This window comes from Stenotrophomonas sp. KH_052, assembly GCF_057838755.1.
Genome location: NZ_CM174475.1, coordinates 2,978,700 through 2,992,112 on the forward strand (window position 1 = coordinate 2,978,700; position 13,413 = coordinate 2,992,112).

Below are 13,413 nucleotides of genomic sequence, written 5' to 3' on the forward strand. Positions count from 1 at the left end.
ACTCCTGTTGTTCTGATTGACGTCCACTTGCCTGTCTCCTGCTCGCACGGCCATCAGGCCGCGTCGGACCGGGGTTCCTTTCCCGACCCCTTCCGGTTCTTGTAGAAATCTTCCAGCCACTGCTCCGGGCTGAGCTCGTCTACAGTGACGCGATTGCGGACCGCGGCCGTCTGCAGGACCCGATGCATGACATCGATGTTGTCGGTCGAAGCCGAGATCACCGACAGGATGTCGTCCATGCCGCGCAGGTTGAGCTGGCACACGCTGGAGGCATGGCCCTGCTTGACCAGGAAGCAGCGCGAGCGCTCGTCCAGTGCAGTCACCACCCTGAACTCGGCCTCGGTCAGCTTCAGGCCGTCCATGTAGTCGCTCTTGCTGGCATTCGGGTTCGGCAGCAGGATCAGGGTAGCGGTCTGCTCGATCAGGGCGGCGGAGATATCGCTCTTCAGCGCATCTTCCGGGCTCTGCGTAGCGAAGATGCCGAGACCGTTCTGCTTACGGATGGTCTTCTGCTTGTTCTTCGCGAACTCCTTCAGGCCACCTTCGCCGTCCAGGATCTTCCAGAATTCGTCCATCACATAGATCAGCGGACGACCGTCGATCAGCGACTCCAAGCGGTGCAGCAGGTAATTGATCACCGGCACGCGCACTTCAGGATTGTCGATGATGTCGGTGTAGTCGAAGCCGATGATGTTGGCCTTGCTCAGGTCAACGGTATCGATCGGATTATCGAACACCCAGCCCAGCGAGTTGCCCGATGTCCAACGGCGCATGCGCGCGTAGAGGCCATCGTCGCCCATATTGGGCAGGCTCTTCTGGAAGTTGGTCATGCTGCGCAGGTGCATCGGCGTATCGAGCATGCTTTCCACCGCGCGGTAGATGTCCTCTTCTTCGCGGGCGCTGTATTCGCGCTTGCCGGCCAGCACCTTGATCAGGTCGGCCAGGAACTGCACGTTGGCTTCGTTGTTCTCGCACTGGAACGGGTTGAAGCCGGTCGGTGCGCCGTTCTCCAGGGCCAGATAGTTGCCACCGCAGGCGCGCACGAAGATCTCCGCGCCGCGGTCCTTGTCGAAGAAGAAGATGGTCGGCGACGGCTCGTACTTCTGCACCTGGCTGAGCAGGAAGTTGATCAGCGCGGTTTTACCGGTACCGGACTTGCCGATCACCATGGTATTGGCGATCGCCTTCTCACCCAGCGAATTCTCCGAGGGATGGGTCGCATGGAAATTGAAGTAGTACGGCTGGCCATTGGTGGTCTGCAGCGTGGTGACGCAGTCGCCCCACGGGTTGTTGTGCTGCTTACCGGTGGCGAAGTTGTGCAGCGGCGACAGGCCCAGGAAGTTCAGCGAGCTGACATTGGCCAGGCGTGTGCGATAGCGCCAGTTGCCCGGCAGCTGCGAATAGAACGACGAGGTAACCGCCAGGTCTTCCTTGGTCGATACGAACCCGGCGTTGGACAGCTCGGCGCGGGTCGAGGCGACGTTCTGCGAAAGCTTGGCCTGCGTGTCGCCGTAGACCGCCATGATGAAGTGGTATTCACCCAGCACGAAGTTGCCCGACGACAGCTGATCCATGGCCTGGTCCAGCTCGACGATCTGGCTGACCGCCTTGTCGCCGGAGGAGATCATCATGCCCTTGGTGCGGTCGAGCACCTTCAGCGCGTCCTGGCGCCCCATCGGGCTGAACGAATGGGTGATGACGTATTCGTAGTCGAGGTACTTCAGGCCGTTGAGGATGCCCGGGTAAGTCCCCTCGGCATACTCCTTGATGTTCAGAATGGCGCCGTAGTGATTGGCACCGTTGGGAGTATTGATCGCAAAATCGCCGGTCTTGGCCGAGAACATGTGGCGACTGACCGGCAGGTAATCCTTGATCGGTGCCGACAGCACCGGCACCGGCTCGTCGATGCGATTGATCAGGTAACCGAACAGCTCCAGCGTTTCCGAGAACACCACGCCATTCTTGGCTTCGTACATACCCAGGCGATACGGCGCGTAGTCGCGGATCACGGCCTCGACGTTGCCGGCCAGTTCCATCAGTTTCTCTACCGCCTGCTCCTGCTCGGCGCGCAGCTTCTCTACGTTCGCCGACTTTTCGACGAAGCGTTTGCCCGCCACCACCGGGCGATAGATCATGGTCAGGTACAGCTCGTTCTGCATGATGCGCTGCGAGGACAGCATGCCCATGTACTGGTCTGAAACGTCCTGGTTGAAGCGCTGCCTGTAGTTGCTCTTGCCCTTCAACGTGCGACGGCGACGGATGTCGTGCACCCAGAAAGCGACGTTGACAAAGTCAGGCGCGCGCAACGTCTGCAGCAGACGGTTGAACGTGTTGTGGCGATGCTCGAGCTCCCACTCCTCTCGGCCGACAAACGGCAGCCCTTCCAGATGCCAGGTCAGCAGGTAGTCGCCGCCCGTGGTCTTGACCACGTTCGGGGCGACATGCGACGACAACGGGATGAACTCACTGATGGAGGTATCAGGGCTGAACATACGACTGCTTCCAAAGAGGTACTGCCAAGAAGTTTCAAGAGACCTGGCGGGCGCGGATGCCCGCCAGGCCGGATCCGGACCTCAATCCATTCGGGCCGGCTTGTTGCGGTAATGGTTGGGGTTGAGCACCCACATGCCATCGTGCTCCTGCACGTTGCGCACCTTCAGCTTGAACATCAGGCGCAGGCCCAGCAGACGGAAGATCATTTCGTCACGCTTGGCCATGTGCCGCATGATGAAGACCGCCACCGGAATGGTGAGCAGGAACCAGAAGTTCGTGTACATGCTGAGCAGCAACAGCCCGCCTGCCACCATGAAGAATGGCAGGTAGGGAACGCCCAGGAACATCGCTGGACGCGTGCAGCCGCGGAACACGACGTTCTTATGCACTGTAGTACTGGATCACGTGGTTGATCAGGTAGGAGGTGCTGGTGCCACCACCGCACTTGCCGTCGCTGCCATCACCCAGCAGCATGCGCGCGATCTGGCCTGCGGCGCCGATCAGCACGCCACCGATCAGGATCGGGGCGACGTCAGCGATGCGCTTGTGCGCGAAGGCGATCTGGTAACCAGCGAAGATCACCGCGATGGTGACCACGGCGATCGAGGCGATGTTCAGCAGGCCGTTGATGTTGTTGAAGAAGCTGCAGACCTTCTTGTCGGTGCCGCCGAAGTCGGTGGCGCCGTTGGCGAAGACTTGCGGGGCAAACAGTGCGCCGACGAACAGAGTGGCCATCAGCAGGGTCTTCAGCGTGCGCTGGGCCTGGACGAGGTCGAGATTGGATCGCTTCATGGATTGATTTCCTTGTTGATGGACTAACACAACTGAATCGACCAGCCGGGGGACTGGCCGTACCACGACTTCGTCAGAACACGAAGGCCGCATCCCCTGCGGGAATCTGCTGCACCGGTGCGGACTGTGCCGGTGCGTTATATGAACTGCCATTGCCGGCCACTGGCTGATTGCGCTCATTCCAGGGCCGCAACATCACAGGGCCCTCGTTGCTGCCACCTGCAGCACCTGGCAACTGCTGCGGCATGGCCATCGCCTGCGCCGGACCCTGCTGAGGCAGCTGCTGCGGCATGCCACCGGCCTGTTGCTGCGGATAGGCGGCCCCTTGGGTGGGCTGCGCCTGCGGCTGCATCATCCGATCCACCGAGCCCAGTACCACTTTGGAAAGCGCCTGGTCGGCGATGTTCAGCAGGCTGCCCCGCGCCATTGCACCGGTGGACGGATACACGACATACGCACGTGCCGGGTCTTCCGACGGCACGTACACCGGGCCACTCGCCTGCGCAACGATGCGCGCCTGCGCCGGCGAAGCGAGCTGCGGGTGATGCTCGACCTTCACGCTGCGGCGTTCGCCGCGACTCACCACGTCGATCGGTGCAACACCATTGCTGGCAAGCTGCTGCCCACGGCGCATCGAGTCATAGACCTTCTGCACATAGCCATGGCGGAAGCCAGTCTCGAAATTGCCCGAGTAGTAGCAACTGAATGACTTGCCCCAGTCGCCACCCGAGCGCTTGTAGCACTCGGCCAGGATGCGTGACCCGGCCTGCAGGTTCGGGCACTGCTGGAAGGCCTTTTCGTACGAATCCAGACCGTACTTGCCGAGGTTGTAACGATTGACCTGTGCCAGGCCAATCGAGAAGTTGTAGCCCTTCTCTTCCAGCATGCGCACCGTCGCCAGCGCTTCATCCAGCGCTTTGGGCTGACGCGCCAACGCGCCGCCAACCACGCCGATGGCATAGGGATTGCGCGACGATTCGACGTTGATCACGTGCTGCATCACGTCCATCGACACCGCCATCTCCGGGCACGCCATCATCTCCAGTCCTGGCAGCATCCTTCAGCCCTCCTGCCCCTGGGCCCGCCCAGGATTGAAATCGATACCGGTGATGTAGCGCGAACCGGCGTGCGCTTTGATATGCACGACGATGTCGATGGTCATCATCAACAGTCGCTTGATCACGTTGAACTCCAGGCCCGAACCTTCGGTGGAGGCCTTCACCATGAGGGCCAACTGGTCCCAGGTCTGCTCCGGACTGCCTGCATGGCAGCTGGTGATCGAACCCGGGTGGCCCGATGCGCAGTTGCGGATGAAGTAGAACGCCTCGTCACCGCGCAGCTCGGCCAGGATGATGCGTTCGGGCTTCATGCGCAGGCAGGCTTCCATGCAGCTCTTGGCGCTGACATTGCTGGTGCTCTGCCCACCCTTGGAGTACAGCAGATGCACCACATTGGGTTGGGTCAGAAACAGCTCGCGCGCATCTTCGATCGTGACCAGGCGTTCGTTGTCCGGAATATGATTGACCAGCGCTTTCATGAAGGTGGTCTTGCCGCTACCGGTCGCACCGGATACCACGATGTTCTTGCGGTACATCACCGCACGCCGGAAGAACTCTGCGTACTCGCGCTGCTGACGCAGCTCCAGCAGCTCGCGATCCTGCTCGCTGATGCTGCCATCGCTTTCCAGGATCTGGTTGAAGAACCCATCTTCGTGATACTGGCTGAGCGACTTGGTGTGCTTGGACGGCAGACGGATGGTGATCGACACCTTGCCTGCATCGCACGCCGGCGGAATCACGAACTGGGCACGCTGGCCGGTGGGAAACGTGAGCGAGACCACCGGATCGGCATCGGTGATGCGCTGGCCGGTGTTGCTCTCGTTCACCACCGCCGTGCAGAACTGCCGGGCCCGCTCGAAGGTCAGGCCCGGCACGTCCACCCGTTGCCACCCTGCCCGGGTTTCCAGGTACAGCTCACCGGGACGGTTGATGCAGATTTCCGTCACCTCCGGCGAGGTCATGTACTCGGCAATACCCAGCACTTCGTATTGATAGCGCAGGAAATCGCTGGAGACGAGGGCAAGGGGTGACACTTCAGCGTCCATGATCGTTCGTTGGGTTACCGGCGAGGATGCAGCACGCTCGTGAAGTCGACGTCCTTGGCGACGTACACATTCACGATGGTGCCTTGGTTGATGGTCACGGTCGGCGGGCGACGTTGGCTGAGCGACTCGTTGGCCAGGCGTTCCATGGTGCGCGCGGTGGCGCTCTCATAGGGCGACTGGATGGTCATGCCGTTGTTGGCCACCGTGGTGGTCTCCGGGCCATGTTCGGCGGCGGCGTACTTGAACGCGTCGGCCAACAGGCTGATCATCAGCGCCGAGGCGATACGGCTGCCCCAGTGCGCGCTGTACTGGCCCGGGTGGCCTGCGCCACCCAGCTGATCAACGCCCGGGCTGGACATTGCCACGTCAATACCGTTCGGCGTGGTGATGCGGTCCCAGATCACTTCCACCCGCTTGCCGGTAGGACCACCGCCATAGGCGCCATAGATCTTGGAGCCCTTCGGCAGCAGCAGATTGCGGCCGTTGATCGAGTACACCGGCTCTGTCACCAGGCACGAGGTGTAGCCCGCGATGTCAGTGATGATGCGGGTTTCCAGTACACAGCGCAGATAGGTTCCTCGCACCAGCAGCGCATCGGGACTGCGGATGTAGCTGGCATTGGACACGTCATCCACGTCGGGGCCACGACGCACGCGCGCTGGCGCTGCATTCTGCTGCCCGTTCATCTGCTGCAGCATTGCCCGCGTGTATTCGTCCATGCCCGCCTGCTGCGAGCGCTCCTCATCCTGTGAACCGCCATTGCCAACGAAACCATCGGCACTGGCACCCATCCGACGTTCGGCAAGCGTCGGACCACGAGGGCCCGCGGAGCGATCTTCCAACGTCACTGGCGGCTCAGGGCGGCTCGGCCCCAATGGAGGCGGCGGCAACATCGGAATCGGATCAACGGGCTGCATTGCCTGCGCCGGACCCGGATCGGTCTGGACAGCGTCCGGCAGTGTTGGCGTGCTCGCGCGCGCAACATCCGGCACCTTCGGCGCATCGTCCTTGTCTTGGCCCTTGCGGAAAAGCAGGAAGCCCATGGCAACAAGCAGCACCACGATACCGCCCAGGAACAGCAGCGCCTTGCGGTTCAATCGCTGCTCTTCAGCCGAGCGCAGCTGCGGCGCGGCCGCGTCCAGATCCGGTGCAGGCTCAGCCTGGGTCGTGCCGAAGTACGGATTCGTCTGCGCCTCCGGAGCAGCCTGTGCACCGTACGGGCTCTGGCTCTCGTCGCGTCCGTTGTTCGGGTCGTTTCCGGGAGTGTTCTGCTGGCTCATTTCTTCACGTTCCTTCGCAGGCCGACGACGAAGTCGCCGTGGCGGATGACCAGGTACGGGTAGGTCCCGTGCACGATCAGCGTATTGCCTTCAACCGTGGTGTTGACCACGAAGTCTTCACCGTATTCCGTTTCACGGCCGAACACGGCCGGGAAGATGCCGGTCTTGTACTCGGGCGAATTCGGTAGTTTCAGGTAAGTGAAACGGCTGTCGTCGTAGGCGTTGACCGGGATCAGCCAGCCCATCTTCTTCGCCTTGCTGGTCGAATAGGAGTAGTTGAAGTTGTACTGGCGGTCCTTGGCCAGTTCAGAGCTCAACAGCGGCTGCGCCTCCTCTTCCACTGCTTCCTGCGCGACGCCGAACACGGTGTCGTTCGGGTAGGTGAAGGCGATCTTGTACTGCACGCCAGCACGACGGGCCTGTTCCAGCTGGCGCCAGTCAGTGGCCACCACCTTCAGCTCAAAGATGTAGGAATGGGTCTCGGTGCGCACCATCATGTTGGTGTCGACGTCGACGTTCTTCGGCTTGAGATAGAACACGTTCTCGCGACGGGTCAGTTCCCAGCCGCTGCTGAAGCCGGTGCTGTAGTCGAGGATCTTCTCGTTCGGGCTCAGTTCGATCTGGGTGGTCAGGCCCAGGCCGGTGCGAACCGGATAGATGCGGTCCTTCTCGTACTCGTAGTGGTCCACCGCCTGCGCCATCGCCGCTGCTGAAAACAACAGCGACAACATCGACAGCAGCGCCAGTGCGCTTCCCCTGATATTTCGACTACTCATCGGTTGCTTGCTCCATCAGCAGTTCCGGTGGAATTGTTCTGCGCCGGCCTCATGGCCGGCTGTCCGGGCATGGCCTGCCCCGGTGTTGCTTGACCCGGCACCGGCTGCGCCGGCATCGGTTGCCCCTGTACCGGCTGGCCCTGCACGGGCTGACCCGGCACCTGGCCATTGGCCGGAACGGCGACCGGCTGGCCGGTGGCCGGATCGATCATCGTGGCCGCGGCCGGGTTGTTGGGATCGTAGACACCCTGGGCCTGCTGCGCGGCCTGTGCAGCCTGCTGCGCCTGTGCCTGCATGGCACCGTCATCCGGCACCGGTACGCCGCGCGAATAGTCGTTGTCGACGCGATACTCGGTGACCTGGAAGGCCAGCGGATTGAGGATGCGATCCTGTTCGGACAGCGCCAGGTTCTGGTTGTACCCGAAGCGCATCGTCACCAACTGGTTGTCCAGATAGGTGGCAACGCCGGTGCGCTTGTCCAGCAGACTGCGCTGGATACGCACCGAAGCACCGCGGAAGCTGCCATTCGGCTCAGCACCCAGCGGCGTGATGCTGAGGATCTTGACCCGGATGGCGCGCTCGCGGCCGTACATGACGAACGGGTTCTGTGGATTGTTGCCGGCATAACGCACGCGCATCGACTGCGCCACCGGATCGGTGGACATCACGAACACCAGCTCCCAATCACGCAGTCCCATCACCGCCGAGTCGTACGATTCACGCGCCAGCACGTACTGGGCCACGTTGCTGCGGTTGATCGCTTCATTGCTGGTGATGGTTTCACCCTGGAAGGTGCCACTCAGGCGCGCGACCGTGGCAGTACCGGTGTAGGCATCGGCCATCACCAGGAACGGCACCTTCTCCTTCAGCGGCAGCATGTAGTAGTAGCCACCGGCCAATGCCAGCGACATCAACAGCGAGCCCGTGGCGACCCACCAGGCACGACGCTCGCTGCGACGCGCCATGTCGGCCACGGTGATCTCGTAGCTGACCGCCTTGGCGACCGACTGCTCGACCTTGGGACTGTTGCCGGGATCCTTCTTGCGGAACATGGATTCTTCCGTACTGCTGAAACATCAATGGGCGTGGCGCCCCTGCGACCGGCGCGGGGAGCGGCACGTTCGATGGTTTCGAGGTGGACTCAGGTGCCGCTGTTGGAATCAGCGCCCTGCGCCGACGCGGTCGGCGTCGCGCCAGCGCTCTGCACAACGATCTGGTTGCCAACGATGGAGACGGAGATTCCCTGCGTCGCATAGGCCGCGGTGAGATCGATCACGGCCTGCTGTGCATTGGTGGTGTCGATGTTCGAGACTGCGCCGTACAGCGTGAAGTCCGAGCTGAGGCGGTAGTCCAGCGTGCGCCCGGAATCCTTGGCCCAGCGCTCGAGCATGGCTTTGAGCGTGCCATCCATCGGCGAAGCCTGGTAGACGTAGCTGGAGTACAGCGGGATCTCGGTCGTCGCCGCAGCGAAACGGTTGACCGGCTTCCAGCGCCCTCCGAAATCGGGAGCGGACTTGGTGGCACACCCTGCCACCATCAGCGCCGCGACTGCGGCGACGGATATTTTCGCGATAAACGCCTGATTCATACGGGCTTCACTTTGACGTACGAAAAAGCAGTCCCGAACATTGGCTCCCTGGTCGTCCGGCGCCGCATCACGCGCACCGGAAACGGGAAGACGCGCTGGCTCGCAGCACACCTGCCCCGGTTCCCCTGCAGCCCGAAAGCTGCCAACCAGGTGACGGGGCCGTCAGTCATTGCCGACGACACACCCGCACACATCTCCAACGTCGAAACCATCCTTGTTTCCATGGCACAAACTCCTGGCCACCCTGCTCTACAACATTTGACACCCAGCACACATTTCTGGATGACGAACACAGGGTCGCACAACCGCGCGTCAATTCCATGTCAGACAAGTCTGAATTTCTATGAACAGATGATGTTTTTTTGACTCAGCTCACGAATTCACGTCAATGAATGTGAATCCACGTCACAAATTTAGCGTCGTGAATTAGACGTTAAGCATCGGAACATCCACTTTCGGCAGCAATCGCGAGGTGAAGTAGCGATCCTTGTAGTAGCGGATCTTGTCGCACTTCACAGGATGCGGTATGCCCTCGTAGAGGAACACTTCCTTGTCCGGCCCCATCGCCTTCAGCTCCTGCGGCAGCATCAGTGCGCGCCGCTCCTCGGTGAAGCTGTGGGTCTTCTCGCGGGCATGGGTGACGTTCTTCTTGCGGATGGTGGTGTAACCCAGCATCTCCGAGTAGTCGTTGGCGTCCTGCTGCTCACGCGGCGCGTACAGGATCTGCAGCGCGTGGTTGGTGATGATCGTGCGCGACACCTCCCGCCCGTAGGTGGCATCGAGCTGGGACATGCTCTGGATGATCGGCAGCAGGCGGATGTTGTAGCCGGCCATGTAGGACACCGCCGAGGCGATGATCTCGACCTTGCCGATCGAGGTGAATTCGTCCATCAGCAGCAGGCACTGGTACTTCAGGTCCGGGTTGGACTTGGGCAGTTCCTTGGTGTTGAGGTTGATCAGCTGGCTGAAGAACAGGTTGATGATCAATCGGCTCTCCGCCAGCTTGTTGGGCTGGATGCCGATGTAGATGGTCATCTTCTTCTTGCGGACATCGGTCAGCAGGAAGTCGTTGCTGCTGGTGGCCTTGTCCAGCACCGGGTTGATCCAGGCGTTGAGCGGTTCCTTGAAGGTACCCAGGATCGAGGCGAAGGTCTCATCGGCCTGGGACAGCATGTTGGCAAACGCCGAGCGCGCGTTGGAACTGAGGAACGACCGCTCCGACAGGGCTTTGAGGTATTTCTTCAGATCGCTGCCGTCACCCGATGACAACCGGTAGACAGCGCCCAGGGTGGGCGTGCCCGAGCCGCCCGGGAAGCCACTGCTGCGCTCGTCATCCCAGTTCTCGAACAGATACAGGGTGAAGGCCATGAACGCATTGCGCGCCTGGCTGACCCAGAATTTCTGGTCCTCGGCACCATCCGGATACAGCATCGCGGCGATGCTCATCAGGTCCGAAACGCGGAACGCCGGGTCGTCGGAGACGTAGCTGAGCGGATTCCAGCGATGCGTGCGGCGATCTTCGGCGAAGGGATTGAACAGGTAGATCTCCTGGCCCTGGCTGGCACGCCAGCCGCTGGTCAGGTCGAAGTTCTCCTGCTTGATGTCCAGCACCACCAGCGATTCGCCGTACTCCAGCAGGTTCGGGATGACCACGCCCACGCCCTTGCCCGAGCGGGTCGGCGCGGCCAGGATCACGAACTGCTGGCCGTCCAGCCGCACCAGCTTGCCGCCATGGCTGCCAACCACGATGCTCTGGCCGGTCTTCTTGAACATGCCGTGCTTGGACAGGTCGGCGCTGGTGGCAAAGCGTGCGTCACCGTGCAGCGAGCGCTTGTCCTTCTTCAGAAGCAGCACCAGGCCGGTCACCAGCAGTACCAGCAGCGGCAGGCCGAAACCCAGATAGCCGGCCCACTTGATCTTGCCCACGAAGGGCGCGACCTGTGGCTGGCCGAGCGCGTTGAAGTACTGGTAGTAGGTATTCCATGTGAACAGCTTGGTGTCCAGCCCCAGCAACAGCAGGGTCAGGTAACCGGAAAACACGAAACCAAGCAGCAGGGTCGCCAGCGTGATGATGGCGATGAGCAGATACTTCTTACTGGGCAACACCCGGATCCTCCATGATGCGCACAAGGGCGCGACGGCCTAGCGGCGGCGCCAGCGCGACGCCTTCTTCCGCAGGTGGTTTTCGTTCTCCAGCCCGGGCTCCTCGCCCTCTTCACGCACCAGTGCCTGCAGGCGTTGGCGCGCTTCGGCCAGCGACATCAGGTCGGTCAGACGATCCCCATCGTCGGCTACGACCGCATGGCCGACCACATCGCCCGGAGCGTACACCGGCGCGTAGGACACCGCTACCAGCTGATAGCGGCCGCGCGTCTCCAGCACATGCCTGAATTCCTGCATCGACATCCTCCTTGTTCCAGCACTCCGCAGCCCCTGTGTTTCGCATCATGCCGACGTCCATGTCGTCATTACATGCAGGACGCCGACAACAGCGCCCCGAACCTGCCGTCGTACCGAGCCCATGCCCGGCTTGCCGCAACCCCACGGATCAAACGCTGTTTTACCGCCAGCGTGGCTGCTGCTGTTGCGGTGCAGCAGTACAATGGCGAGCTCCCCGCCCCCATCGCGCCCCCGCATGAGCCCCAACTCTTCCCTGGCTGCGCGGCTGACGCCCCGTCAGCGCACCCTGATCATCCTTGCCCTGTCACTGGGCGGCTTCGCCATCGGCACCAGTGAATTCGCCAGCATGGGCCTGATGCTGGAAATCAGCCGCGGCCTGTCGATCAGCGAAACCCAGGTCGGCCACCTGATCAGCGCCTACGCCATCGGCGTGGTGGTCGGCGCGCCGATCCTGGCCTTCGTCGGCGCCAGTTTCCCGCGCCGCAAGCTGCTGCTGGCGCTGATGGGCTTCTACGCCGTCGGCAACCTGGCCAGCGCCCTGGCCCCGAACTACGGCACGATGCTGATCGCACGTTTCGTTGCCGGCCTGCCGCATGGCGCCTACTTCGGCGTGGCGATGCTGGTGGCCGCCGCGATCAGTCCGGCCGGCCAGCGCGGCCAGGCGATGTCGCGGGTTCTGCTGGGCCTGTCGATCGCGATCCTGATCGGCAACCCGCTGACCACCTGGCTGGGCCAGCAGCTGAGCTGGCGCACCGCCTTCGCCCTGGTCAGCCTGCTGGCCATCGCCACCGTGGTGATGATCGCGCGCTTCCTTCTGCCGGACCCGGACGAGGTGCGCACCTCGCCGATGCGCGAACTACGTGCCTTCAACACCACCCAGGTGTGGCTGGCGCTGGCGATCGGCGCGGTCGGTTTCGCCGGCATGTTCTGCGTGTTCACCTACCTGGCGCCGCCCCTGGTGCAGGTCACCGGCGTGGCCGAATCGTGGATGCCGCTGGCCGTGGGCGTGTTCGGCATCGGCGCGATCATCGGCAACATCGCCGGTGGCTGGCTGGTCGACAAGTTCCACTTCAAGGCCGCTGCGGTGGTGCTGCTGTGGTCGATCGTGATGCTGCTGCTGTATCCGCTGGCCGCACAGTCGGTGTGGACCATCGGCCCGATGATCATCACCGTCGGCACCATGGGTGCGCTGGCTGCGGTGCTGCAGACGCGCCTGATGGACGTGGCCGGCGAAGCGCAGACCCTCGCTGCCGCTTCCAACCATGCCGCCTTCAATACCGCCAACGCGCTCGGCCCGTGGCTGGGTGGCATGGCGATCAGCGCCGGCTTCAGCCCGGCCAGCACTGGCTACGTCGGTGCAGCCACCGCGATCGGCGGCCTGCTGCTGTGGTGCGTGGCGGTGATGGTGGACAAGAAGCGCAAGATCGCCGTCACAGGCAGCCACTGAACACCGCGCCGGGTCGTCAGCCGTTGCCCATGCGGCGGCGGCGATCCGGGCGCAGCATCGCCACATCGCCGGCCGCCAGCGTCGGCCGCGCCAGCTCACCACGCTTCACCCGGTCCAGCACCCGCTGCGAATTGGCCGCGCAATCAATGCCCTCCGGCCGCGCCTGGATGTCTTGGATCAGGGCCAGCAAGTGCGCACGGCTCTCTGCCAGCCGCAGCTGCAGCGCATCGATATCGGCCACCTTCTGCTGCAGCATCGTGATCAGTGCCTCGTGCTGCCACTGGCCCATGTCCGGAGGCAACAGCGCGCGGATCTCTTCAAGGCTGAAGCCAGCGCGCTGCGCACCCGTGATCAGCTCCAGCAGCAGCACCGCCTGTTCCGGGTAATCGCGGTAGCCGTTGGCCTGGCGCTGCACAACCAGCAGCCCTGCATCCTCATAGAAGCGGATGCGCGACGCGGCAAGGCCGGTGCGTCGCGCCAGCTCACCGATCTTCATCTGCCTGAATCCTCGACATTGGAACCTGTTGACCTTC

The 13,413-nt window shown here is 62.5% G+C and carries 13 protein-coding genes; 1 reads left to right on the plus strand and 12 read right to left on the minus strand.

Features of this window, described 5'->3' with window-relative positions; translation table 11 throughout:
* Window positions 1–53: 53 nt before the first annotated feature.
* The 11 genes from AC3ITW_RS13765 to AC3ITW_RS13815 all read right to left on the minus strand — a co-directional run bounded on the left by AC3ITW_RS13765 (window position 54) and on the right by AC3ITW_RS13815 (window position 11,433).
* Window positions 54–2,492, minus strand: a complete 2,439-nt coding sequence (locus AC3ITW_RS13765) for a VirB4 family type IV secretion/conjugal transfer ATPase (protein WP_006374693.1) — start codon at window positions 2,490–2,492, stop codon at window positions 54–56.
* An 81-nt stretch (window positions 2,493–2,573) separates the two neighbouring features.
* On the minus strand, window positions 2,574–2,882 hold the full coding sequence (locus AC3ITW_RS13770; protein WP_006374695.1) for a VirB3 family type IV secretion system protein: 309 nt from the start codon (window positions 2,880–2,882) through the stop codon (window positions 2,574–2,576).
* On the minus strand, window positions 2,875–3,285 hold the full coding sequence (locus tag AC3ITW_RS13775; RefSeq protein ID WP_006374697.1) for a TrbC/VirB2 family protein: 411 nt from the start codon (window positions 3,283–3,285) through the stop codon (window positions 2,875–2,877). Before AC3ITW_RS13775 ends, AC3ITW_RS13770 begins: the two co-directional genes overlap by 8 nt.
* A gap of 73 nt (window positions 3,286–3,358) precedes the next feature.
* Window positions 3,359–4,342: a lytic transglycosylase domain-containing protein gene (locus tag AC3ITW_RS13780; protein WP_006374698.1), complete on the minus strand. Its 984-nt coding sequence runs from the start codon at window positions 4,340–4,342 to the stop codon at window positions 3,359–3,361.
* 3 nt (window positions 4,343–4,345) lie between these two features.
* Window positions 4,346–5,389 carry a P-type DNA transfer ATPase VirB11 gene (gene virB11, locus AC3ITW_RS13785; RefSeq protein WP_049398229.1) on the minus strand — a complete coding sequence of 348 codons (1,044 nt, stop codon included), beginning with the start codon at window positions 5,387–5,389 and terminating at the stop codon, window positions 4,346–4,348.
* Window positions 5,390–5,403: 14 nt separating this feature from the next.
* The gene (locus AC3ITW_RS13790) at window positions 5,404–6,669 is read right to left on the minus strand and encodes a TrbI/VirB10 family protein (protein ID WP_006374750.1); all 1,266 of its coding nucleotides are present in this window, start codon (window positions 6,667–6,669) and stop codon (window positions 5,404–5,406) included.
* Entirely contained in the window at window positions 6,666–7,445 is a 780-nt protein-coding gene (locus tag AC3ITW_RS13795) for a TrbG/VirB9 family P-type conjugative transfer protein (protein ID WP_006374751.1), read from the minus strand. Before AC3ITW_RS13795 ends, AC3ITW_RS13790 begins: the two co-directional genes overlap by 4 nt.
* On the minus strand, window positions 7,442–8,497 hold the full coding sequence (locus AC3ITW_RS13800; RefSeq protein ID WP_006374752.1) for a VirB8 family type IV secretion system protein: 1,056 nt from the start codon (window positions 8,495–8,497) through the stop codon (window positions 7,442–7,444). Before AC3ITW_RS13800 ends, AC3ITW_RS13795 begins: the two co-directional genes overlap by 4 nt.
* A gap of 89 nt (window positions 8,498–8,586) precedes the next feature.
* Window positions 8,587–9,033 (minus strand): hypothetical protein, encoded by a 447-nt coding sequence (locus AC3ITW_RS13805; protein WP_006374753.1) that lies wholly within the window; start codon window positions 9,031–9,033, stop codon window positions 8,587–8,589.
* A 426-nt stretch (window positions 9,034–9,459) separates the two neighbouring features.
* A complete protein-coding gene (locus AC3ITW_RS13810) occupies window positions 9,460–11,139 on the minus strand; it encodes a type IV secretory system conjugative DNA transfer family protein (RefSeq protein WP_006374754.1) in 1,680 nt (559 codons plus the stop codon).
* A 36-nt stretch (window positions 11,140–11,175) separates the two neighbouring features.
* Window positions 11,176–11,433, minus strand: coding sequence for a hypothetical protein (locus AC3ITW_RS13815; RefSeq protein WP_006374755.1), 258 nt, complete (start codon window positions 11,431–11,433; stop codon window positions 11,176–11,178).
* 235 nt (window positions 11,434–11,668) lie between these two features.
* Between AC3ITW_RS13815 and AC3ITW_RS13820 the strand changes: the two genes are divergently transcribed.
* Window positions 11,669–12,880, plus strand: coding sequence for an MFS transporter (locus AC3ITW_RS13820; protein WP_489389640.1), 1,212 nt, complete (start codon window positions 11,669–11,671; stop codon window positions 12,878–12,880).
* Window positions 12,881–12,896: 16 nt separating this feature from the next.
* Here the strand turns inward: AC3ITW_RS13820 and AC3ITW_RS13825 are convergent, their stop codons facing one another.
* A complete protein-coding gene (locus AC3ITW_RS13825; protein ID WP_006374757.1) occupies window positions 12,897–13,376 on the minus strand; it encodes a MerR family transcriptional regulator in 480 nt (159 codons plus the stop codon).
* Between the last annotated feature and the right edge of the window lie 37 nt (window positions 13,377–13,413).

Coding starts and splice junctions, on each gene's coding strand:
- AC3ITW_RS13790 (WP_006374750.1), bottom strand. CDS start 6,669: ATGAGCCAGCAGAACACTCCCGGAAACGACCCGAACAACGGACGCGAC.
- AC3ITW_RS13820 (WP_489389640.1), top strand. CDS start 11,669: ATGAGCCCCAACTCTTCCCTGGCTGCGCGGCTGACGCCCCGTCAGCGC.
- AC3ITW_RS13800 (WP_006374752.1), bottom strand. CDS start 8,497: ATGTTCCGCAAGAAGGATCCCGGCAACAGTCCCAAGGTCGAGCAGTCG.
- AC3ITW_RS13780 (WP_006374698.1), bottom strand. CDS start 4,342: ATGCTGCCAGGACTGGAGATGATGGCGTGCCCGGAGATGGCGGTGTCG.
- AC3ITW_RS13795 (WP_006374751.1), bottom strand. CDS start 7,445: ATGAGTAGTCGAAATATCAGGGGAAGCGCACTGGCGCTGCTGTCGATG.
- AC3ITW_RS13765 (WP_006374693.1), bottom strand. CDS start 2,492: ATGTTCAGCCCTGATACCTCCATCAGTGAGTTCATCCCGTTGTCGTCG.
- AC3ITW_RS13825 (WP_006374757.1), bottom strand. CDS start 13,376: ATGAAGATCGGTGAGCTGGCGCGACGCACCGGCCTTGCCGCGTCGCGC.
- AC3ITW_RS13815 (WP_006374755.1), bottom strand. CDS start 11,433: ATGCAGGAATTCAGGCATGTGCTGGAGACGCGCGGCCGCTATCAGCTG.
- virB11 (WP_049398229.1), bottom strand. CDS start 5,389: ATGGACGCTGAAGTGTCACCCCTTGCCCTCGTCTCCAGCGATTTCCTG.
- AC3ITW_RS13775 (WP_006374697.1), bottom strand. CDS start 3,285: ATGAAGCGATCCAATCTCGACCTCGTCCAGGCCCAGCGCACGCTGAAG.
- AC3ITW_RS13805 (WP_006374753.1), bottom strand. CDS start 9,033: ATGAATCAGGCGTTTATCGCGAAAATATCCGTCGCCGCAGTCGCGGCG.